Genomic DNA, 25,681 nt, shown 5'->3' with positions numbered 1-25,681 from the left:
AACGTCTTTATTACCCTATTATTAAAACAGGTAGGTCAAGTTGAGTGCAAACTTATGGGGTACTATTCTCCACTGGTGGTACTCACCAAAGTGATAGCCTGAGTTCTTAGATACATATTTATCATAAGCACACCACATACCGGCAACGCCTACCTCCCACTCTATATTCCACCTTGATGCTATTGGGTATGCCCACCCATAAGAGATTCCTAATCCAGCAGCATAACCATCATACCTGCGGCTATCCCAAATGTTTGAGATGTTATACCGACTACCAACAAGAGACACGCCGACGAACTGTTCACGGAAACTTTCCAGGAACCAATATCTGGCAGCAGGAAGGATAGTTAGGTTCTTGAACTTCGTATTCTTACCCCTGTTATAGGTAAAGGGATTATACTGAACGGGAAAGTGAAGAGAAAAATGTTTGTCTAGGGTCATACTAAATTCAGCATTTATATTACCGGTACCCAACCCGACTATATTTGTCCGGGCACTGTAAAACTGTGAATAACCTCTTAAAGAGAAAATACACAACACAATCACAAAAATTAATTTCAATCTTTTCATATAGTTATTATTAAATTAAGTTCAGAAAGAACAATCACACCTAAATAATAGGAAAACAAATTAATCGTCTATATATAGCCTTAAAAACAGTTTCTCATGGCTATAAACACCATTCGGTAGTAGAAAACTGATTGTTAGAGTTCTAACAGAACACTAACAGCAAAATATACAGCAGCATCGGTTACAATAAACGCAATAAATGAAATATCATCATATATAAATGGTACTCCCATATATAGCATTTATTTAGAGGCATCAGACGCTGTTCCTTCAGCTGTATCTACCACTATTGAGATACATACATTAGCTTATCAGTGGGACTATATCGATAATGACGATGTACTTGTCAAAGATGAAAAAGTAACATATACACTCACTATTGCTTCCGGAGGAACAAAATCAAATATATATAAACTGAACCCATCAGAGGGTAGTAACGGTTCTGACTATGTGGAATCTCATGACTTTGTATCATACACACACCTTTGGAGTAGTGATAGTCGATATAAACTTGGAACAAACTTCTGGTAAAACTAGGATGATAGGATAAATGAATTGAAAATGACTGAAAGAAATAGCCAGAGAAATAATCCCTGGCTATTTTATTTAAGTTATACGAGGAGAGTTAATAAGGCTATTTTAACGGACAGCATCGTTGATGAGTTCACTGAATAGTACTAACATTTATATTTTAAAACCTCATCTAAATCCGATACTGACTAAATCATTTTTCTACAATAAAAAAGTCGCCTACCTCTATAGATAGACGACTTAATATAGTTTGGATTACAGAAATCACAGATCAATCATAGTATCTTTGTAGATACTATCTGAATTACAACTATACAGAAGTGAGTGAGCCCCAAAAAGTAGATATATTTTTTCTTTTATAACGCCTAATTATAGCCATTAGTTATACCAATGTGTTTGGGTTACATTTACATAATTAAAAGCATTAAAAAACAAATTAGCTTCTTCCTGACTAGTGTTTACTTTAGCAGCCAAAATAGGATCCATGTCTAAGCGAAGTAATACCCACTCACTGCTGCCCTCTGCTTTCCAGTACAGATGTACTAATGGCATACAATATCCTATTCCATCCGCAGTCATTGGCCTTTCTCTTTTGACAGGGAAAGAACAAGGAATAATACCATTCCAAAACCGTACAGTTGATTCTAAATCAATAGACACTCGTCCTATTTCATCTTGCCAAGTGAAATCGTTGATCGTATTTGTTCGTTTTGAACATGGTCTATAACAATGACCGGTATAATCAAAGGTACGTTCCCATACCGCTTTTATTTCACCCTTAAGTGGAATGTTTCCCCTGTTTGACAGAATGTAAGTTATATTGAAGTTACTATTATAGTGGCGATCGTGATTAACAATTCCTGTATTTGTTTCTTCTTCTATCTGAATCATACGAAGTGCAGGAAGGTTTGTTTGTTCTTTAACTGTATAAGTCATATCCTTTTTTGTTACGCCATCCAATAAAGTCGCTTTCTGCCAGGTAGTTTCACCTTTCTTTCGGAATAATACCCCTAATTCATAAGTACCTACCGGTGCAGTTACATAACATCTTCTACTAGTATTCTTCATCATCCCACCATTTTCAGCAGTAATAGTGCACGAGTGATATTGTTCGATTATATTTCCTGTATTATCCATTAACACCATACGAAAGTCTCCCTCCCAGGTAGCCGGCATATTTCCTGTTACGGGGTCATATCCCATCCAATAACCAAAGAAGCCAAACATGCGCCCTTCATTGCGATATACATCACTACCTTCTTTAATTACACCCGGTTCTATATCAAACCAATCTTTATCCGATACAGACAATATAATCTGATCAGTTTTTCCATAGGTAGACCAATGAGAAACATCTATTGCATATTCTTCAAGCTCTATCGGACTATTATATCCACCCTTCAGGGTAAGTTCGTAAGTGTATGCTTTACCTGGTTCCCACTTGTGAGATGTTGGTAACTGGTAAATTCTTTCCTCTCCATCAACTTTTACAGTTACACCAATACCATCCGCTGTATTAACTGGTAAAAGAATGGCTTCGACCTGAACAGGATCCACTCGGTCATCAAGGTTATAATTTCCACCGGCTTGATAACTTCCTTTATCACCATTTGCTATAGTCGTATTGGTTATAACATTTAATGTTCCAGATTTATGAATACCATTCCATGTAACAGTTTCCACATGACCGGCTCCATTATAATTATTCTTTTTAAGTATTACACGAACAAGAGCAAGAGCATGCTTCATTTTAATCTCTGCAGTAGGTACAAGTTCACTTACTGAAGCTGATCCTACTAGGTAATCAATCTGATCTTCAACTTTGAAAGAAATTGCATCATGGCTTTTTACAGAATTATCATAGGGAAAATAACAGTATAGATTCTTTGCTGAAGAAGCTAGGGTTATGTTATGGTCAGTCCATTCGGTACCACTAAATGTTAGCTTGCGATTGACACAAGTATCGTTATAAAATAGTCCTATCTCATCATCCTTTTGGAAGGTAGCCACCACTCCCCTACTCTGCCCATCGGTAACTTCAGTGTGAGATTCGATGGAAGTTGAAAGTTTTAATTTAACTCCTGTTTCTATTGGAGGAGTAGGATCTGGTCCTGGAGGAGTTGGTTCTGGAGTGTCATCAGAACTACAGGAGAACAATATAGCTGCTGTTAGCAAGCCAAATACAATATTTATCTTTTTCATATTCCTTGTTGTTAAGTTACTTATATTTTCGTTAGCCAAATCACGTTGTTTTTGGTTAAAAAATGAGAAATCCTCTTGTATATGGATATAGTGCAATGTTAGCACTATATAGAATTGTACTTTAAAATACCTGATTCATTAGTTTCAGGTTCTATGTTCTCATCAGGAAGCTGCAAAAAACACTCCCCTACCCTTCCCTATTATATATTATACTTGATCTTTATATTTTTTCAATAAAAGGTCAATTGCTTCGTTAATTAGCTCTTTATGTGTCTTATCTATATTTATAGATAGGATTGATAATTTCTTGTGCTTTGAAACTGGAAGTTGAACCGTTGTCTGATGTGTTCTTTCAACTTCAGGTTCCGCTTTTTTAGTTTTACTACGCTTATCAGGTTTATCGCCTGAAGTCTTTACTTCTTCTATTGGCATATCTACTGATGTATTGGCAGCTTCATCATTGATGCCGACTGTTGACACTTCTTCTTTTACTTCAGGAACTACAGTTACTTGTTCTTCAGTTGTAGTGCGATTCTTGGGATTCCCTATTAAGGCTCCTACTCCAAATTTGGTCTTTTCTTTTGGTCCGGGCATGACTTAAAATTTAGTATTTATAATTTCTTCCGCTAGCTTTAAATAATCGATTGCACCATTACTCTGCGGGCTATATTCAACGATTGGCTTGTTATTGTAAGCAGCCTCATTCAAAGCAATATTTGTGCGTATAATAGTATCAAAAGTGCGTTCTTCAAGCGTTTCTCTTATACTTGACAGCATATCTTTATGCATGTTCATCCTAGGATCATACTTGGTTAGCAGAATACAATTCTCAGAAAGATCATCATTTATATTCTCTTTTACAGCTTGAATTATATCTATTAATTTAGCCATTCCAATAACAGCAAATGTTCCAAAATCCACAGGGATAATTGTTTTTTGACTTGTCGCAAGCGCGTTAATTGTTAGAAGCCCTAATGAAGGAGGGCAATCAATAATGATATAATCATACTTACTCCGTAGAGGTTTTATCAACTTATGAAGTATTGTTTCCCTACTAATCTTCGATGTGATTTCTATTTCTGCGGCACTTAGATCAAGGCTTGATGGAACTAAATCGAGACAGTCGTTTAGCTTGACGATTGGAAGTTCCTTTAGGTCGCCACGTATAGACAGATATATATTATTTCCCTCTTCAGCATTAACATCAAAGTGGGATGTAGCATTCGCTTGCGGATCCAAGTCCACCAAAAGAACTTTCTTTTCAAAAGTAGCCAGGCTTGCTGTAAGATTCACTGCTGTAGTAGTCTTTCCTACCCCACCCTTATGGTTTACAATCGCAATAATTTTAGCTTCCATATATTAATATATTTATGTTACAATGCAAATATAGTAATATGTTTTGATATATCAATGTTTCTGCATTAAAATATCAATATATTATTAATTATTAATACTATAACATTATTGCATTGATGTATATTCACATATATGCATTATTGTATTTCAATGTATCAATGTATCTCCCTCATGACATTTATATAATAATACATATATCCATTTATATATTATAATGTATATGCATTATTACATTATAATTTAATTGTATTTATAAATATATGTGTGAGTACATTTACAATGAAATATATTACAATATATTTGCATTAATACATTTATATGTAGTTACATCTATACATTAACATAGAAAATTACAGTAATCGACAAAACTACTGCCAAGTTCCACAATAATACATTTAAATATATTACAGTATTTACAGAGTTACATTTATACATCGGTATGCATTAATGTGTCGAAACTATTATATTAATACATTGATATAGATATGCATTTTAACATTTATACAGCAAAATACACCGATAGATCAAATCGCCATCACAGTTAGTAGGTGTACATTCTTATATATATATTTTAATACATTTACACCTATACATTTATACATTTAAATATGGACTGAGAGATACATGCAACTCTTTTTATATTATATATCAACATTAATTTTGGGCATTAATAACACATTTACAACCATTTGGTTCACGAAAAACGTGCATTGAACGTCCATTTTTTTTGGGTGCGGGAGTATGCCAATGCAAATATTCAGTGAATAACAGCAATGTAGGACCATAGGATTTGACGTATAATGGTAATATGCATAGAAATATCCGGTGGGTACGCAGGGTTTATGTACTTTCGCAGTTAGCTATAGTACAGTCTAATGTTTTACAATCAATGTAGGATGACTTCAAGACATCTCAATATATTTATACTACCCTGTTATTACATTAATATATATTCAAAATATTACATCAATACATTATAATGTATTAATTGTTTCACATTTCAACATATGTGCATTAATCAATCTAAAATTAAAACCATCAATTAGACCTTGCAAACCAACCAACTAATAGAACTATAAAGATTTCAATTAGTAGGCTAGCTCCAATAAACAGTTGAATTATAAACTATAGAATACCCGCAGTTATACGAGTCATCAACATCGCTGCAATAGAGCCACCTCCCAAATTGTACGCGACAAAAGAGAATAACGTAATAGATATCTTACTTCCCGATACTTTTTCTAATGAAGTAATTTATTTAGTTCAACAGGGATTGGGTAAATCCTCATTTAACTGAAGTTAGTTTAGAGTCAAACAGGGCAGGGTAGAGTTCCAACAAAGATTTGACAGAAATTCACCTTATTAGCCAACTTATTCAATGCATATCCTATCTTTAGGATAATGCAATTAGCTACTTCTTCTGTATATTTGTTTTAAATACTAGGTTATAAGCCAAATATATGTATATCATATATTATATTGCATAACATTTTGTAATATATGCAACATCCATGTACATCATTATTGATTATTATGTAACTATCATACAACTATCAATCAGCAACAAGAAAAATATTCCAATCGTCTCATATTAAAAAAAACATTATCAATCAATTAATTACTAGCACTTTGAACTGCATAAAGAGGATATTCTGATTAATAAAATGCTTGTCTCTTTTCAACAAATATCTGTAAAATGAATTATTATATTTATTTATTGATATATTTGTAAATTATATGATATGATTAATTCTGATTATACAAATTAAATATGTATAGCAAAACCAATTAAGTTCACTACCACACAATGTTTAATGATTTTGTAATCGAAATATATCAAGCAGTAAAAGGGAAGCCTACTCGTTCCGTTCTCACGGGAATAGGAGTTGCATGGGGTATACTAATTCTTATTTTACTTCTTGGAGTGGGATCCGGTTTTGAAAAAGGTGTTTTCAGTGTGTTTAATGGGTTTTCGTTAACCTCAACATATTTATACACTTTTGAAACATCACTGCCTTATAAAGGAACAAACACAAATACAAAAATAGAAATTAACTCGCAAGATATTCAGATACTTAAAAAATGCATATCAGGAATTGATTATATTTCTCCAGAAGTTTCTAAGTTGGATCAAATATTTGCAGGCATTAAATCCGCTCGTTATGAGACGCGTGGGGTATACCCAGAATATTTTCGAATAAAGTTATTGGAAGCAGATAAAGGACGGGTTTTAAACGATCTTGATATGGCAGAAAAAAGAAAGATCGTTTTAATTGGAAAAAATATAGCAGATATTCTTTTCAAAAATGAAAACCCCATAGGAAAAGATATTCGTATTGGAAAAGAATTTTATAAAATTGTTGGAGTTATTAAAAACACACTTCTCAACAGTTCTGAGGAACGCGTTATCTATATACCATATTCTACATATTTAGACAGCCATCCTGAAGCAGAACAATTTTCTATTGTTCTATTCTCTACAAATAAAAAAAGCAGTTTAGACGACATAAAAAAACGCATACGTACTATTATGGGTAAGAAATACATATTTAGCCCAGTAGATGATACAGTATTCTATTTTAGTTCTTTTGAAGAACAGGTTGCTGCATTTACAAATTTATTCACTACCATAAGAAAAGTTCTTTGGTTTATGGGACTGAGCACATTGATAAGCGGGATTATTGGTGTTGGCAACATTATATATGCATCTGTTAAAGAGCGAACACGAGAAATAGGAATAAGAAAATCAATAGGCGCTACTGCAAGTAGTATTAAGATTATGTTCATTGGGGAAGCTATAGGCTTGACATCCATTGCTGGTGCAATAGGACTTTTTATAGGTTGGATTCTGCTGGAATTTTTGGGCTTACTTATCACAAAAGATACCATTATGATTGAAAAACCAGGTATTGATATTTCAACATCAATTGCAGCGGTTTTAATTTTAGTCATTTCTGGAGGTTTAGCGGGCTTAATCCCTGCAATATATGCATCTCATTTAGTTCCCGTAGAAGCAATAAAAGAGGAAAATTAAAAATGAAAATAATAAAGGCACTTATACTAAGTATACTATTAATTATAGTTGGATATATCATTTATAAAATTGCGATTAATAACAATGGCGACACCGTAAAAATTGTAAATGCTAAAAGAATGACAATTGAAAGCTCTTTAACTATTTCAGGTGTTATCCTACCGGAAAAGGAAATTGATATAAAATCAACTATTTCAGGAGTATTGGAGGAATTATACGTAAAGATAGGCGATAGTATTAAACTAGGGGAAAACATTGCTCGGATTCAATACGTTAAGGACCCAATAGAATATGAACGCCTTTTAAAAAGCATAGAAGTATCAAAAATTAAATATGACAATGCTCAAGAGAATTTTTCTCGTACACAAAGGCTTTATGATTCTCAACTTATAGCCGAGGAGGAATACAGAACAGAGGAAAGTAATTTAAATATTATCAAATCTGAATATTGCTCCACTGTGAATGAGCTAAATATGATGAAAGGATTCTACAAATCGAACATATCAAACATTATAACCGCCACAAACAATGGAATTATTTTAGAATTGCCAGTTAAAGAGGGTGGTTCTGTTATGTCAAGAGGCACTTGGAGCGAAGGGACAACAATAGCTAAAATATCCGACCTCAATTCACTAATCTTTGTAGGAAATGTTATAGAGTCAGATATATTACTATTAAAAACAGGAATGCCAGTTAATCTTTCTTTGGTCTCAAATACAAATTTACAGATTACAGGAAAGATAGAATTCATAGCACCGAAAGGAACAATTCAAAATGGTATAGCATATTTTGATGTTATATCTTCAATAAATGTACCTGACTCAGTTCAAATGCAAATTAAGGCAGGTTGTACTGCAAGCGCCACGACCGTTCTACAACGAAAAGAAAATGTACTTGCACTTGAAGAACAGTATTTTTCATTTGATTATGATTCAATATATCTAGAAATAAAAGACACTAAAGGGAAATTCAAGAAACAGTTTATAACAACTGGAATCTCTGATGGTATATTTACTGAAATAACTTCTGGAATTGATGAAGATGATGAAATCAAAGTTGTCGATTAACGTATTAATGAGTTGACTTTTGCAAAAGTAACTAAATATCCGGTTATCTCAAATGTACTACATGAGAGGTAACTAATTTGTAAATTAATTATTTTGTCAATGTATGAAAAAATTGAATTTTGAAAAGATGGAAGATGTCAAGGGTGGCAGAGCTGCAACATGGCAAGCAGCATGTAATATTGGAGTAGCATGTCTTGTTACCGCAGCTGTTGGAGCAGCCTGCTTAACCGGAGTTGGTGCAATTTTCGCCGGGATAGCCGGTAGTTTCATTGGTTCTGAGGCACTCTGCTAATTTTTTTATTTAACGATATAGGCTGGGGTAGCTCCAGCCTATATTTATAAAACAATATAAAATGAAAAATAATATCATTGCAATTCTTTATGGCCTATGCAGTATTGCAGCATTAACCACATGTATTCTCATTATTATTTATGATAGCAACATAAAGTTATTGTCTATTATGCTCGCATTAGCTCTTACTAGTTTTTTTACATCAAACTATTATCGCAAAAAATCAGATCACAAGTATAGGAAAATATTAGATTTTTATGGAGCTATAATTATTTTGATAGGGATAATTGTAATGTTAGGTTTCATTGTTGTAAAATAACGGTCACATCATGGATTTCATTCTACAGAAGTATTTAAACCTAAGCATGTTATACTATTCAATATTAATATGCTGTCTGGCTATTATTACAGTGTACATACAACAAGAGTATCTAATTATTCCACAACTGGAGGATATGAATTTTGTTAGCTTATCTTTCAAAACAAAGATATTTGATGCATTCTATCAAAGCAGGATACTATCATTTATTATAACTCCAACCATAATCTTTATTAGAATTTCTTTAGTTGCCTCCTGCTTCTATATTGGCGGATATATATTTGATAGCTTTAGTAAATTGAAATACAAAAAATGTTTCAACATTTCACTTAAAGCAGATATTGCTTTACTTGCGTCATCAATTATGACTTGTGCTCTTTTATTATTATTTGACAAAGAAGCTGCTATAATGTTTCAGAAAGCAACATCACTACTTTATTTCTTTGACATCAGCACTTTAGAACCTTGGCTCATTTCTACAATAGGAATTTTTAATCTCTTTGAAGCAATTTATTGGTTCCTGATCACCATTCTGCTGGCATATACAGCTAAAAAAACATTTAGGGACACATTCAATTTTGTTATATGCACTTACGGAGTAGGGTTAATATTTTATATATTATTTATGGTGTTCATTTTTCTATTTGTTTCACGATGAAAAAATCAATAAGATTTGCTCTTTCATTATTTCTTGTAGCACTAATTACACTAATTGCAGTACAATTGAATATTCGACACAATAAATACAGCGCAATACAGAAATTACCTAATATTGAATTAATGACAATAGATGGAACATTGATAAAACTACACGAACTGAACCTCAAAAATAAAATATTTTTGATTTTTTTATTTCATCCAGAATGTGAATTCTGCCTAATGGAATTACAAGACATAATTTTAAATAAAGATGAACTATCTTCAATAGATTTATTAATAGTCTCTACTGCAACAATTGGAGAAATAAAAGACCTTTTCAACGATTACCCCCTCGACTCAATTAACAACGTTGTTATCGCAAGTGATTATAAGGGGGAATTTTGTGAAATATTTAAAATCAAATCTCCACCAGTGTGGTTTATTTATAGTGATAATGAATTAATTAAATCTTTCAAAGGAACGATGTCTATTAAAAACATCCTACAATTTACAAAATGATAAATATTGACTATATAAACAAAGTGAAGATAATGCAGCAAGACACTTCGGACTGTGGCGTTGCATGTCTACTTACACTTATCAGATTTCATGGAGGAGCTATAACTTTAGAAAGACTAAGAGAACTAAGTGGCACCACCAAGCAAGGTACTACATTACTTGGGCTCTATCAGGCGGCAATATCTGTAGAATTACATGCAGAAGGATGTGAGGCTGACATCCAATCCCTCATTGAACATGCCAAACCAATCATTCTACATGTGGAGTTGGAAAATGGATTAGAACATTTTATTATTAATTTTGGATATGAAGACAATCATTTTGTCATCTTTGATCCAGCAAAAGGACTCTGTCGCTATACTATAAATGATCTTAATAAAATATGGAAGTCTCGAGTATGTTTAATTATCCTACCAACTGATGATTTTTATAACAAGAAAAATATCTCCAAAGATAAGAAAAAATGGTTTTTCCATTTAATCCACAAAGATTACCCAGTTTTAGGGATTAGCATTGTTATTGGTCTTATCATATCTATACTAGGTATCGCCATAGCTGTATTTACACAGAAACTTGTGGATGAAATTATTCCTAATAAAAGCATTGATCTATTATATATAGGAATGATTTTATTATTTTTACTTTTATTTTTCCGTCTTGGATTAATTGCGCTACGACAATATTTATTGTATACACAAAGTAGAAATTTCAACAATAGAATCATCTCGTTTTTCTATAACAAACTTCTTCGATTGCCTAAATCTTTCTTTGATACAAGAAAAACCGGTGATCTAGTTGCACGTCTCAATGACACAAGACGCATTCAACAAGTAATAACAGTCCTTTCTGGGGATTTTATAATTAATATATTAGCATCCATTATTACAATTGCCGCTTTGTTTTATTATTCTTGGGTTATTGGACTTGCACTACTTTGTATAACTCCGACAATTATATTGTTGGTTAATTCTTTCAATAAACCAATAATAAATGCACAACGTGAAGTCATGGCCTGGTATGCAAATAGTGAAAGTAACTTTATCAACACAATGCAAGGGATAGACACTGTAAAAAGCCACAATAAACAAAACGAATTTGGAAAGCTAAACAAACTAATCTATAACTCATTTCAAGATCGGATCTTCAATTTAGGAAAAATAAGCATCAAATTGTCTTTCATCTCAGGAGCCATTAGCACAATGATAATAACGCTTTCTATAGCATACGGCGCATATCAAGTTTTCAATAATACAATCAAGCTGGGGGAATTTATGGCTATTATTAATCTAGTCGTGAGCATTATGCCCTCCATTGTAAGTTTGGCGCTAATAACAATTCAATTAAATGAAGCTAAAGTTGCTTTTAATAGAATGTTTGAATTTACTAGCATTAAACCTGAAAATGATAAAGGTCTAACATTAAACTCTCCTGTAAAATCAATTAATATATGCAACTTAGATTTCCGGTTTACAGGCAACAAACGAGTATTGAATAATGTATTTTTATCGTTTGAAGTGGGAGAGATGTCTTTTATCATAGGTGAAAGTGGATGCGGAAAAACAACTTTATGTCACATTTTAGAGAAGTTTTATAGTCCAGAAAGTGGTAATATTATAATTAATAGCAATATAAATTTAGAAAGTATTGCTATTAAAAGTTGGCGTGAACAAATAGGAATAATGCCACAGGAAATTTATTTTTTCAATGGAACGGTTTTAGATAATATCTGTTTAGGATTAAATAAGATTTCCCCAGAAACAGTCATCGAAACATGTGAACATTATGGACTTGGGAAGTATATATCTCAACTACCGCAATCATATGCGACTAAAATTGGCGAAGACGGCATCAATCTATCCGGAGGGCAAAAACAGCTTATAGCATTAGCCCGTATATTAGTTATGGATCCAAGAATAATTTTATTAGATGAACCAACTTCATCGATGGATCGTCAATGCGAAAAGTTCACTCTTGAATTATTATCTGCAATCAAGAAAACTAAAATAATCATTGTTGTATCTCACCGTTTACATGTTGTTAAGAAATATGCAGACAAAATTTATCTTATAGAGAATCAAACAATAAACCATTATGGCAATCATACTCAAATGATGCAAACTGAAAATCTATATAGCAATTTTTGGACGGATTTAAATGGTTAAAGTGAGACGAGGTTTTTTCTCTAGAGGGACTATTGACCATTTTAATGATTTAATGCCGATGTTACCCGTTGCCGCCGGTGTTTTAATTCATATACAAAGATAACAATAATAATTCAATTTAGTAAATACACTTTACTATATATACGCAATTATTCATTATTATTTTAGCCACATTTTACATCATTTTAAAACTTCATTTCCCTAATGTATATCTTATATTTTTAATCAGATAGAACCAAAGATTTTCACCAATTAATTATGAAGCGAAAATAAAGTTAATTTGCTTACAGATTTAGAATTGAAATATAGGCATAATTATTGTAATCCTTGCATTTAAAAGTGTTATAGCTATCAATGTCGTCAAAATACTTGCACTTCAAATTTGCGAAAATATCACAATTATTTCTTACTTTTGCCCCAAATGACGAAGAATGACTAATATCGAGACAGCTAGTCCCTCTATTGAGACAGCTATTTCCTCTTTTGAGAGTCAATTACGCAAATTAGGTCTAACAGAAGATAATGGGGCATTATTAATACAAGTAAAGATACTAGGACAAAACTATGTTAAGAGCATCGGGAATCTGAATCATTTGAATGGTGCTACTATCATAGTTGAAGGAAAAAAAGATTATCTGACTGAATTTATGAGAAGAGAGATTCAGTTGTCTTCAAATGCAGCATCAACAACTAAGCTCCATACTGATACAGTGAAATTAATAGAAGGCTACACACCGGAGATATTTCTACAAGATATAACATATACATATCTCCAGGAGCTTGAACTTTATATGCGTAATGAGAGGAAGTTAGCAATCAACACCATAGCACGGCACATGAAGGTGCTGAAAAGATATATCAATATCGCTATAAAAAAGGAACTGATATCTAAATATCCGTTCGCTAACTATGTCATTCGTACTGAAGAAACGAAGAAGGAGGCATTAACAGAAAAAGAGTTAGAATTATTAGAAGAATACCGGGTTACGCTTAACGAACCCGATGAAACACTAAATGCCTTTTTATTTAGCTGCTACACTGGCTTGCGCTATTCAGATGTATGCAGGTTCACAAAACAGTTTATTGTATCCAACAATCGAAAGAAATGGATTATAATAAAGACACATAAGAAAAAGAGAGAGGTTAGGATTCCGATCAGTACTATATTTAATGGCAAAGCACTGCAAATAACCAAATCGATCAACAGATCACGTGGTCCTTTATTCCAATTAAGCAACAACCAACAGGTGAGTAGAAATCTCCGGAAGATTACCAAAGCCGCCGGTATAAAAAAGGAGGTAACTTTTCATGTGGCCAGGCACACATGCGCCACTTTACTATTACATCGCGGAGTAAGCATAACTACCGTACAGAAGATTCTGGGACATAAGAGTGTTAAGACCACAGAGATATATAGCGCTGTCACCGATTTAACACTAGAAAAAGAACTTAAAAAAAGTAATCCTAAACAACAAAGGTTGAAGTAGGAGAGGGGAGAATTAGGACGAGCGAGACTGTAATTTTAAACCGTGTTACCAAAAAAAATATTCTTTACTGACACAGTCTAAGACTACAGACTTAATCACAGTTTCGCAATTGCAGATAAACATGTTGGTATACTCGTGTCGTAGAAGGTCTATTCATTTAGGTGTGGGTAGCTCACTCGATGATAAACCCCACATTTCATTACAATCAAAAGGGTCAAATTAATGGCACTTGCTTTAAAATAGTGCCATTAATTTGATCCTTATTATGATAAGAATGAGAACTCACACAATCTTTAATGAGTTAATTCACGCATTATCCAATGTAGGCAACCCTTCATTGATATCTGATCGCTGAATCCATGCAATGAAAGTATTATCAATTTGAGTTAATTTATTCAATAAATCCCCAAAAAGAGCCTTTTTCATATCAACTCTACTTATGTATTCCGCTGATTGTTTAAATGTTAAATCATCATGATAAACACTTGATAGAGAAGGCGACACATCGGCTGTTCCATATACAGGTTTTAGTTCATCACCATCCCATTCTACTTTCACTGTATATATATTTAGTAGTTTTTCACTGTCTGCTTGTTGCCATTGCCCAATTGCCCGGCCATAATTATCACCTACATAATTAGAATCTTTGTTTGCTACTGCACCTAAATTAGCAGAGTTATAAATGCCCCCTGTACTAGTTTGAATTCCAACAAGCCCACCAACTTGTGATTTATTGGTATAACCTAAGACATTTGCATAGTTTATGACATTCTTTAATGTACCACTATTCATCGAAGCAATAGCACCACATGTCTCTTCCCCCATAATTGAGTTTATCAATGCATCGCTAGAGGAGTATTCCGATGTATTGATCTCATACGTATTATGTGGCATTCCTATTACCACATTATTAATTAAACCCTTATTGGTTTGGGCAATAGCGCCAACATGCTTACCAAAAAGATTGACAGTTGGAATATTCAGATTCTCAACAATACCACTTTCTCCAATTGTTCTGAATAATCCGCAATAATCATGGAATCCCCAAGTTGATAAATTATATAGTCTATAATTTCCTCCGTCAAAAACTCCTTCAAATGGAAATTGATCATTTCCAATCATTTCTAGTTTATTATTCTGTAAATCAATATCACGGACCAAGCGGTAATGCCCGTTTTGATATTTCTGATCACCTGCATTGATCCTAGTGGCCATATTAAGTAAATGTGTAGCTTCTGATATTACAAATCCTGTCTCATCCTCAGGAATATAATCCGCTTTATCAAAAGTAGCCCATATAACAATCTTTTGTTCTGGCATAATAAAATGATAAGAGTTCTCACTTCTCAGAAACTGAATCCCCTCTAGTGTCTGCCCATAGATATCCTGCACCTCTAATTTGTGAAGTTTTTGTCCTATTTCTATTACGACAATAGTTACTTTCTCACCAACCATGGAGCAATCAATTATATCGTTGCATTCATTTAATACTGTGATAGTTGATTCATCAATTAAATCGACTTTTTCAATTTTAGTAACAATAGAGTAAGTTGTATTGAAATAACCGTGGATTGAGATATCACTTGTACCTTCCTTTTTTATAAAAGCAAAAGATTTATAATCTTTTGTTTCTTGAAAAATAATTTCCTCTGGATGAATTAATATATTATCATTATAGGTATTCACTTCCAATCGTTCTATATTAAACTCAGAAAAACAGTCATTTTTTATGTCCCGTTCTTCATAAATAACTTCCACCATATCTTTATTAACAAATGGTTTTTGGGTTATATTTGTCCCTTTGAAATACATAGTGCCTACCCCATGCCAATTCAGGGAAACCAAATTGTCCCCATTATTTTTTGCAGCTACAGCTTCGACTTGGATAAACTGCTCCTCTAGATTATTTAATTCTGGCATCTCGAAACATATACCATCATTCGTCACTTCACAGTCAATGATTGCCACCTGCTCACTCTGTAATTCTGAGTTTCGTGTCTTTATCGAAATATTATATTGGCTTACGTAATGATTGTCTGATAAAAACTCTTTCACACAAACAAATAATCCTGACTCAAAGCCCACTTCAGTTAATACCTTAGTATGTTCTTTCTCTGATAATATTGGATCTGTATAAGATGGATTCCACAATGAAAAACCCGTAAAGGACAATTGATTACCCGTAAAAACATCTTTAGTACATAACCTTACTGTTCCAACTTTAGTGAAAGGGGCGTTTTCGATTGCATTCTCCGCTGATGCCTGCAATATCAAGTCTATATTTGGCATTACAAACCGATAAACTTTTGCTCCTGGATATGGCACACCATATTCTCTAGGATCTACAGGAATAAACTCTAAAATATGTTCTCGGTTGTCTGATGTATAAGCCTTTATGATTTGAGCAGCAAATCCCAATCGTGGACTCAAAAAAACGACAACCTCCTCTCCAACATTCTGGCGACTTTCAAATAAATCATAAGTATTTAGTAGAACAAGATTCCCATCTTGCTTATTGCCATTACAATCATATTGCTCAAGTATTAAAGTGTTGCTTGGCCTTGGCTCTTCGACCTGTGGCGTTAGCACCCCATCATGAAATGGTACAATGAAGGTATATTCATACTTGCCTTCTGAGTTTTGATATATATTGCTTTGAGCGAAAGTCATGTCAGAAACAATATCTTCTTTATAATCTTTATATTGCTCTAGCAGAACATCCCTGCCTGCTGGATAAGCAACTGTCCATGTTAGGCTCTTGAGAGGTCTGTCAGAAATGATAGAGACGGTTTTCCCTGATGTCAAGGATGCTTTATCCTGATATACATTTCCAGATTCATCAATAATTTGCAAGTCTTTCAGAGTAATGTTGACTTGACATTTAGAGATTTCATTATCCGAGTCTTGATCTGTGAATAATGCCAACAATGGTTGCCTACCCAAAGCCGTAAACTGTAATTTGCATTTTGAGATTTTATTATTCTCATCCCCTTGTATATTAGCCAAGGTTACTACATCTCCAGCATTATTAGGATTACCTATAACACTAATATGTTTAGTTCCATACAACAATAAATCGTCACCCAGACTACCATTCCTTGCAAAATATTCGGAGATATCACTATATCCTGCTGTAATAGACTGGTCGAGTAACACCTGCAACTGTTTATCGTCCAGTTGGGAAAATATAAGATTTCCATGATATAAACCTTTTTTGTCAATCAAGGAAATATGATAGTCTTGTGTCACAGAATCAAACGATACATCATATAGGCTATCATCATATTGGCGTAACCCATTCTCGTTGGAGTAGTAATAAAGGTTCATTCCAGTAAAGGTATTAACCCTGCCAAAAGCCCCTCGCGTATCTCCCCCATATCTAATATCTTTTGTAGGATGTGCATAGTTATTATCTGTTAGCACTAATCTACAATGCCGATCTACTTCACGTATAAATAAATCAGTCATTGCTACTTTCCCTCCAGGGTTATTGTCAGGGAGATTATAATAATATAAACTTTGATTGATTCCGCGAATAAGCTTGTAAACATTATCTAGGAAATTTTCCCTAACAGTATTTATTTTACCCAAGACTTTGTAGCGTTCATCCTTATCAACGGCATATAATAATTCTTCCTGAAAGCGTGCTGATTGTAATGTATATATTAACTTGACTGTTTGCAAATAATAAAAGCCCGTTAAATACAGATCATTCATGCCCACGACCATTTTATCGTAGTATTGACACCCAAAAGCCACTGTATCTGGCACAAAATCTTTTAAGCTATCTAAATATGTCGTGTGCTTTATTGTAGGTAGCGCCCACTGGTTAGAATCCATAACATTATTAATATCTACTGGCTGAGATGGATCATATGGACTTAGTTCTCGTAGAAAACAATTTAATGCTGTTCTTACATTTATCGGGCTATTCTCGCTTTCATTTTCAATCCCATCCAATTCTTTGATTAGAAAATTATATTGTTGAGTAACAGAGTCTATATCTTTATCACTGGGATTATCTATCTTGTTTAGTCTCAGCATCGCCTCTACTACATTTTTATATTGCAAATAGACCTCTAAATATTTATCTTTAAATAAATTGATTTGCTTCAGATGTTCTTGCATTATCATCTCCTGCAATATAGTTTCTATCTGCTTTATTTCTTCTGCTAGCAAATCTATCTCAACTTGGAGAGCCTCTATACCTGAATTGATTTCATTGAGTTGGTCGTCAATCAGCGTTAAGCGGTGTTTAAAATACCCTTTAGCCGATACTATCGACTGCCCCATCATAAATACATTCGACAACTGCCCATCTGTTGCATCTGCTAACTTCCCCAACATTGAACCTACTAAAGGTCTAACTATTGCATTGATAATCAACTGAATTCCCTTACTGGCAAATCCATTCAGATTTGATTGTTGGCAGCATATTTCTGCTTCATTTTTTGTTTGGCTTTTCATGATGAATAAATTTATTTAGTTATTTGGAAATATAATATAAAAAACGAACCATCTGTTGACTAATTACCATCTTCTTCATACCTTTATTAATATCAACTACATAAAGAATATTAGAACTTATTTTACTAATCTGAGCGATAATAATTGAAATGTAATATTAGCTTTTTTTGATAATAAATGCAAATTCACAAACATTTATTTTCGAAATATTTCAATGTGATATTCTACACAATCATAGCAAATTATTTGCCTATATATCACATAATCACAAATGGAAGACTAATTAATATCATAAAAGGAGTAACAATATGTTCAATTTCACAAATGCAATGTAATTAACAATAAACAATAATAGATATATAGCGCTGTTACCGACTTTACGCTAGAAAAAGAACTTAAAAAAAGTAATCCTAAACAACAAAGGTTGAAGTAGGAGAGGGGATTCGGAAATATCACTTACACCACCTCAATCACAATGGATTATGCGAGGTAGCAGATGCTCCGAAGCACATATGGGAGTCTTATGGATATCGGTGAGTTTGACCTTATCATTTCGTTTACCAATCCGATGGCCAGCGATGACTGGACGACAACGACGGTAACTTTGAAGGGATATATTTTTAGTGAAGATGGGATGGAATCACAACAAGATGACACAAACATTACGCACGAGTTCGATCTGAACCCGTTCGACATCACCATAGTGCCGGAGATACAATTTAGGAATGTAGATGTTTTGCATTAAGAAGCCGCCATGATGTGATATCAGTGCGGCTTCTTAATTTGTAGAAAACTAGACTCGATCTGATAGCTTATAAATGGGTTTTCTTTGCCGTAATTTCTTGTAGTAATCTGATTGATAGACAAAAGCACGTAATTTGTACTGTAAGATAAGGTCTAAACTAAACCATAAAACTTTCAGATCAAGTACTGACTTTTACAATTTATGCCCAGTCATTAACTTACGATAAGCAAATAGCCAGGGAATATTTCTCTGGCTATTCTAATTTGATTAAATGTTTTTTACATCGGTAAAAGTGATGGCGTAATCAATGCTTTGGCAAATAAATCGTCATTACTGTTTCCCTGTTTTATTTCCATTCCTGGTTTTCTAATTGATATATAGGGTTACTTATCCAACTATGCATTTTCTCTGTGATATCATAATGTTCTACCTCATAACCATTTACATATGAGGATATGAATGTATAAACATTCGATTTTGTGTTTCCAATAGGAATAGTCAACTTCACTTCAATCTCATATTCTTCACGTAAAATATCATCATTAAGTGATGGCTCCCAAGTATAATGCTGATAAGTTATAGTCACTATTGAAGTAATTTCACTAATTACTGGTGCACTCGATTCTAGGTATATTAAATACTCATTTTGAGAAACTCCTTTTTCTCTTTTTTCATTAATTATAATAATAGTATTCTTGAATTTAGCAGTCAGTGTTCTGTTAGGATACAGGCTCTTCTCATGTGCTTTCAGGCATAAGCAAATATCACGTAGTGAGTTACAAACGGTTAATTGGCCAAATAAGAGATGAAGTAGTTGGTTATAACAACTCAAATTTCTAGTATGGAAGTCTCCGTTATACTGCTTAACTAGCTTATCAAACTCATATTTAGGGATAAATTCAACGACCTGCGAGAATATATACTTGCCTGAATTCATAATTTCATGGTTTTAAGGCCACGAAGTTATCCACTCATTTCAAATCAAAAAATCAAAGAACGCTTGTAATGTGTTTATATATAATAACTTAAGTGTAATCAGATGCAATTTATTGCATCACTAGTAATCATCAATCAAAAATTGTCTGATTTTTTTTCAATAAAATTTGGTAATATTAGCGATTTTTGATAACATTGCAAAGACAATTAATATGTGTAACAAAACAACATTATTTATGAAAACAGAAACTATGGTCATTGTACCGCAAGATGAATTATTGACAGAAGAAGAATTGAATGAAATTGTAGGTGGAAAAAGAGGGGATACTCAAACGCAGACTCAAACTCAAATTTCGGACGAGGAAGTTCCTCTCTAATCTAATGCTTAAATAGAAGAAGAGAGCGTCCAAAATTGAATTTTAGAATTGAAAATCTCACAAATTGAAGATGTATAAAAAGGTAAGGTGTTCTTTATTATGGGTGTTTTACTTTTTATACATCTTCTTTTGTTTTCTGCTTTTTTGTCCATTTGCAAGACTAAAAGATTGAATATTATATTTTACTTACAGGTATAAATAAGATCGTTTCGCTTTTTTTGTTTTGAGGCGCTCTTTTTTTATAGTATATATGAAACAGTATAAAAAGCATCTCCCCATACATACAATATCCCAAATACGGAACATCCTATCTGAATTAGGATTGATTTTACATGAAAATCATAAAGGTCAAGATGGCTTTTATTCATGTCGTTTACGAATTGGTAATAATGATTTATACGATTTAGATATAGGTACAAATGGAAAAGGAACCTCTTTTGAATATTCTCTAGCCAGTGGACTTGCAGAGTTTATGGAAAGATTACAAAATCGTCTTTTAATTCATCCTAAAAAGAAGAGTAATTATAAAGTGTTCAGTGATAATTCCATAAATCGGAAGGAAACTGAAATGTATAGTTATGACAAAAGAGAATCTAAAGTTGAAGCAACAACTTTAGATGCAGAAATATGTACCGAATTGATGAAACTTTGCAATATCCAGACATTGGATGCATTCAGGAGCTTTATCAGTGTGATTTCGCAAGCACCCATTTCACTAGTTCCGTTTTATTCGTTTTTTGATAAGTCGGAAGTATTTCTACCTATTGATCTCATTTGGGGAATGACAGGTTCCAATGGCATGGCTTCCGGCAACACTCCACAAGAAGCCATATTGCAGGCTGTTTGTGAGATATTTGAAAGATATGTTGTAAGTGAAATATATTGGAATCAGTTAACCCCACCTGCCATATCTATTGAAAAGTTTGCAGGCACTTCTATATATAATAAAATGCAACATCTGTTATCTAAAGGCCGTTATGAGATAACGATTAAAGATTGTTCATTGGGTAAAGGAATACCTGCTATCGGCGTATTGATGATTGATCAGGAAAAAGGGAAATATAATTTTAAGGTGGGTTGCGACTTTGTGCCTTACGTTGCTCTTGAAAGGTGTTTTACAGAACTGTATCAAGGTTTAGAACATTTTTTGGCGTTACCTTATCACTTTTTAGATGCGAAAGATTTTGAAAACAAGAAAGAAGCCGAGCAGAACCTTAGTAAAATCTTCTCGAATGGCACCGGATTCTGGCCTATTTCTATACTGAATCAACAACCATCATATACTTTTATAGGATTTAATGAAGATCTTGGCATCACTAATAAATCAGACCTGCTTTATAGCTTTGACCTAATAAAAAATATGGGGCACAATATTTTCATCAGGAATAATTCTTTTTTGGGTTTTCCTACCTATTATGTTGTTATACCCGGAATGAGCCAAACGAAAAAGAATGATACGAATACTTTAGAAGAGCATTTTTCCATACATCGTGTTTTGGCAAAAATCAACGCATGGGAGAGTCTGACCCAGGCTGATAAAATACAAATATTTGAAACTATTGATGAGAATTTCTCATATATAGCAGGCAAAATGACAACGTTGTCCGACATTCTTGTCAAGAATACGAATAAGGACCTTAATACGCTACAAATTGAGTTGTTTATGTGTATGTTGGCCTATCAAATAGGTAATACTCCTAAAGCTTTAGCTTATCTATTATTATATTTGGACGATAAAAGTAGAATCCGGCACAAATACTTTTATGCCTGTGCCGATTTTCTTAAATTACTTGTTGCGAGAAATGAATCAGATGAAATCCTACACATCATGTCGCATTTGTATGGTATCAAATTAGCAAAAGAAATTATTTCTGATTTTAAAGAACCTAATAAGATATTTCAGCACTACCACATGCCTAATTGCCCGTGTTGTGACAAATGCTCACTGTTAAATGAATGCAAGGTACAGGACATTCATAGAATCAATATTACTTTACAGAACCGAGCGACTGATATTCAGCAATCCAATATAGAGCAATTAATGAAAGCAATAGACGATTAATGAAAAAAGCACATATATCAATCTTATTATTCCTGTTTTCCTCTATACATCTGGAAGCACAAACCATTAACGGCTCATTATGCACCCACAGCATGCGCCCTATTGATGGTGCCTCTATTGTTTTACAAAAAGCAAATTCCACCTATATAGACGTCGCCATTTCAGATTCAAAAGGACAGTTTACATTCGCTAGCGCCGAGAGACCATATAGGCTTATCATTCAACACCTGGTATACGAAACGAAGCTATTGATTGATTCGGTTGCCGACCTGGGCAATATCATATTGGAAGATAATGTCCAGTCGATGGGAGAGGTGATTGTGTTGGCCGATGCTCCAGTTCTAACCATAGCGAAGAATGGAGCTTTATCCTATAATGTCAACAATCTTATCCGCAACAAGCCCGTTGGCAATGCGTTGGATATTCTGGATGAAATACCATCAGTTCAGAAAACAGGCAACTCTTATTCTATTATTGGAACTGCGGCTACTTCTATTATCTTGAATGGAAGAAGATCGACAATGACAACCGAACAACTGAAAGAGTTGCTATCGACAACTGACCCTGCCAGGGTTAAGATGGTCGAAATTTTTTATAATACCCCGCCCCAATATGGAGTCAAGGGTGCATCAATCAATGTAGTGATGGAAATGCCACGAACCCATACACTCCAGACCAAAGGTAGTGTACATACGGCATTGTATCAGGGAAAGCACTTTTATCCTGTCGGGGGGGGTGGGCTGGCGTTTTCGGACAAATCGTGGGCGTTCGATTTGAATTATGCTTTGGGGAAAGTTAAAAAGTCAACAAGCTTAGACCTGGATTCCAGACACACACTCAACGGAAAGTTACATCCCATTATGCTGTCGAGTACTACGCAGCCTGATAAATTTTCGCAGCGCCTGACCGCAAGTTTTAATATCGACCTGAAGAACGGGGATGTCTTTTCCGTTTTCTATTCCGGACGGTTTAATGACGATAAACAAATGACGGCCACCAGTATGAGTGAAAATGGAGACGTTGCAACAAACAGCAGGAATGAAGAAAACGGCAACAGCAGTCTTCATCTTTTTAATGCCGATTATACCCACAAAAACTTTAACGTTGGTGCTGATTACACTTTTTATAAACAAGATAACAAACAAGATTTGGTTGATAGCGACAATACTATCAACGTGGATATCTTATCGTCGAAATCGGATCAAAAGGTAAAACGCTTCAATGCTTATGCCAGCCTGGAACACACTATAGCTAAGGCTGTTTTTACATACGGAGTTGATGCTATGTTCTCGACTTCCGAGAATTTGCAGTTCACCGACAGGAATGATGGAAAAACAGACAGTAATAATTTTTCCTTGCAGCAAAAAGAAACGGATGTGGATGTATATGTGAGTTGGAAACAGAAGCTCGGAGAGAAACTTTCATTCTCCTCGACTGTGTACCTGCAATATTTTAAGTCATCGGCAGAAAGTGGAAGCGACCGGACTACCCTTTGGGAAGAGTTTAAATGCCTGCCCGAACTGTCTTTGGTCTATGCCGTCAAAAAAGGAGAAAGATTACAATTGACCTTTTCGAGTGAAAACAACTATCCGACATACGCACAAACCACTCCCCGGAGATTGTATTATAACACTTATCTGATGCGTGACGGAAACCCACTACTGATACCCGGTCAGTTGTACGAGTTGAGCCTTAATTATATTTTCGGTGGGAAATACTCCGTCGGGTTATATTATAATACAAAACCCAAAAAGATAGAACAGCAACTGTATCAAGATCCGAACAGCCTTACAGCCATTTACAAATACATAAACTGGGACAAGGATATGAATTGGGGAATTACAGGCGCTTTCCCTTTCAAATGGAACGACTACTTTTCAACGCGACTGACTGCCGATGTTTACCTTTCCAAGCAAAAAGGCCATGTAGAGGATGTCTTTTTCGACAAGCAAAATATGGGTGGAGTGGGCACTTTATCGAATACTGTCATTCTGAACAAAGCCAAGACCTTATCTTTTCAACTGTCGGCAACCTACCAATCGTCAATGTTTTCAGGATATCAGGAGAATGCTGAATCGGCTAACATCTCGGCCGGATTGACATGGAAACCTCATGGCAGCGGTTGGAACCTTACACTCAGAGGAAGTGATATGTTTAATACACTTCGTGTCAAGGCTGAAACTTCAAAATCATCCCAGTTGTTCCGTATGACAAACTTTCGTGATACGAGAATGGCTGTTTTCACCGCACGATATACTTTTGGAGGATATAAGGAGAAGCGAAGCCATGTAGATGCATCGCGAATAGGGTTATAATGACTTAGGATGAAGAAGTTCATATACTGTCTGTAACATGATTCGAGGCAATTCAGCGAAACTTCATGTTACTTTAGTCGATTCACTAACCTGTTTTTAAAATTAAACTAAAAGTGTATCGTTTCATACAAGAATGAAAAATACCGGTGGATGATTGCACTGAGAATGATAGATGATTTATTGTCTGATTTTTCATTCGATATAATAAGGAAGCAGAAAATAATGTATAAGTTTAGCGAATCTTTTAAGCAGGAATTTGGTTTTAATCAATACAATTCAAAATAGTTCAATTTCAAATTTCGAGAGAACAAAGATACTATAAACAATATATTGAGAAATAATATTTCAGAAATAGATTATTTGAAGTTGTATTCTTTTGTAAAAAGAAGATCAAAACAGTTAGAGCCAATAATTAGGTCTTTAGAACATAAAATAGATAAGGCCAATATTCCTTTAGATGATTTGCTCTTTAGTTATATACCCATGATGTTAAATAGGCTCTTTCAATCTAAAAATCGATTACATAAATTAATTATTTACGATTTCATGAATCGCCATTACACAAGTGAAATTGCCAAAGGCAAATACAACGATAAATAGT

Annotated in this window: 15 protein-coding genes and 2 pseudogenes; 11 read left to right on the top strand and 6 right to left on the bottom strand. The window is 34.0% G+C overall.

All coding sequences use genetic code 11. The features are described 5' to 3' along the window. Positions 1-21: 21 nt before the first annotated feature. From D0T87_RS15480 to D0T87_RS15465, 4 genes are all read right to left on the bottom strand, one after another. Positions 22-570, bottom strand: a complete 549-nt coding sequence (locus D0T87_RS15480) for a DUF3575 domain-containing protein (protein WP_163176050.1) — start codon at positions 568-570, stop codon at positions 22-24. A 909-nt stretch (positions 571-1,479) separates the two neighbouring features. Beyond that, complete coding sequence (locus D0T87_RS15475) at positions 1,480-3,303, bottom strand: fimbrillin family protein (RefSeq protein WP_163176049.1); 1,824 nt, start codon at positions 3,301-3,303, stop codon at positions 1,480-1,482. A 207-nt stretch (positions 3,304-3,510) separates the two neighbouring features. Next, positions 3,511-3,897, bottom strand: coding sequence for a hypothetical protein (locus D0T87_RS15470; RefSeq protein WP_163176048.1), 387 nt, complete (start codon positions 3,895-3,897; stop codon positions 3,511-3,513). A gap of 3 nt (positions 3,898-3,900) precedes the next feature. Further along, complete coding sequence (locus tag D0T87_RS15465; protein ID WP_163176047.1) at positions 3,901-4,659, bottom strand: ParA family protein; 759 nt, start codon at positions 4,657-4,659, stop codon at positions 3,901-3,903. A 1,807-nt stretch (positions 4,660-6,466) separates the two neighbouring features. Here D0T87_RS15465 and D0T87_RS15460 point away from each other — a divergent pair. From D0T87_RS15460 to D0T87_RS15435, 6 genes are all read left to right on the top strand, one after another. Beyond that, entirely contained in the window at positions 6,467-7,693 is a 1,227-nt protein-coding gene (locus D0T87_RS15460) for an ABC transporter permease (RefSeq protein ID WP_163176046.1), read from the top strand. Positions 7,694-7,695: 2 nt separating this feature from the next. Then, the gene (locus D0T87_RS15455; RefSeq protein ID WP_163176045.1) at positions 7,696-8,760 is read left to right on the top strand and encodes an efflux RND transporter periplasmic adaptor subunit; all 1,065 of its coding nucleotides are present in this window, start codon (positions 7,696-7,698) and stop codon (positions 8,758-8,760) included. Positions 8,761-8,863: 103 nt separating this feature from the next. After that, complete coding sequence (locus D0T87_RS15450) at positions 8,864-9,052, top strand: hypothetical protein (RefSeq protein WP_163176044.1); 189 nt, start codon at positions 8,864-8,866, stop codon at positions 9,050-9,052. Positions 9,053-10,025: 973 nt separating this feature from the next. Continuing rightward, the gene (locus tag D0T87_RS15445; RefSeq protein WP_163176043.1) at positions 10,026-10,529 is read left to right on the top strand and encodes a peroxiredoxin; all 504 of its coding nucleotides are present in this window, start codon (positions 10,026-10,028) and stop codon (positions 10,527-10,529) included. Then, positions 10,526-12,691, top strand: a complete 2,166-nt coding sequence (locus D0T87_RS15440) for a peptidase domain-containing ABC transporter (protein WP_163176042.1) — start codon at positions 10,526-10,528, stop codon at positions 12,689-12,691. Before D0T87_RS15445 ends, D0T87_RS15440 begins: the two co-directional genes overlap by 4 nt. A 431-nt stretch (positions 12,692-13,122) precedes the next feature. Continuing rightward, complete coding sequence (locus D0T87_RS15435) at positions 13,123-14,178, top strand: site-specific integrase (protein WP_163176041.1); 1,056 nt, start codon at positions 13,123-13,125, stop codon at positions 14,176-14,178. Between the two features lie 306 nt (positions 14,179-14,484). Here D0T87_RS15435 and D0T87_RS15430 read toward each other — a convergent pair whose 3' ends face one another. Continuing rightward, positions 14,485-18,645: a hypothetical protein gene (locus D0T87_RS15430; RefSeq protein ID WP_163176040.1), complete on the bottom strand. Its 4,161-nt coding sequence runs from the start codon at positions 18,643-18,645 to the stop codon at positions 14,485-14,487. Positions 18,646-19,081: 436 nt separating this feature from the next. Here D0T87_RS15430 and D0T87_RS15425 point away from each other — a divergent pair. Next, positions 19,082-19,368, top strand: a pseudogene (locus tag D0T87_RS15425) (hypothetical protein); the annotation flags it as partial. 368 nt (positions 19,369-19,736) lie between these two features. Here D0T87_RS15425 and D0T87_RS24655 read toward each other — a convergent pair. Then, entirely contained in the window at positions 19,737-20,327 is a 591-nt protein-coding gene (locus tag D0T87_RS24655; protein WP_239063702.1) for a DUF4372 domain-containing protein, read from the bottom strand. A gap of 235 nt (positions 20,328-20,562) precedes the next feature. Here D0T87_RS24655 and D0T87_RS15415 point away from each other — a divergent pair, with 235 nt between their 5' ends. The 4 genes and pseudogenes from D0T87_RS15415 to D0T87_RS25125 form a co-directional block, all read left to right on the top strand. Beyond that, entirely contained in the window at positions 20,563-20,703 is a 141-nt protein-coding gene (locus D0T87_RS15415; RefSeq protein ID WP_163176039.1) for a hypothetical protein, read from the top strand. A gap of 250 nt (positions 20,704-20,953) precedes the next feature. Continuing rightward, on the top strand, positions 20,954-22,765 hold the full coding sequence (locus tag D0T87_RS15410) for a YcaO-like family protein (protein WP_163176038.1): 1,812 nt from the start codon (positions 20,954-20,956) through the stop codon (positions 22,763-22,765). Then, entirely contained in the window at positions 22,765-25,080 is a 2,316-nt protein-coding gene (locus tag D0T87_RS15405) for an outer membrane beta-barrel protein (RefSeq protein WP_163176037.1), read from the top strand. Before D0T87_RS15410 ends, D0T87_RS15405 begins: the two co-directional genes overlap by 1 nt. Before the next feature lie 300 nt (positions 25,081-25,380). After that, a pseudogene (locus D0T87_RS25125) lies at positions 25,381-25,680 on the top strand (lantibiotic dehydratase C-terminal domain-containing protein); the annotation flags it as partial. Between the last annotated feature and the right edge of the window lies 1 nt (position 25,681).

It is taken from the genome of Bacteroides sp. 51 (assembly GCF_010500965.1).
Classification (GTDB): domain Bacteria; phylum Bacteroidota; class Bacteroidia; order Bacteroidales; family Bacteroidaceae; genus Bacteroides.
This window is presented reverse-complemented; position numbering and strand designations above follow the sequence as displayed.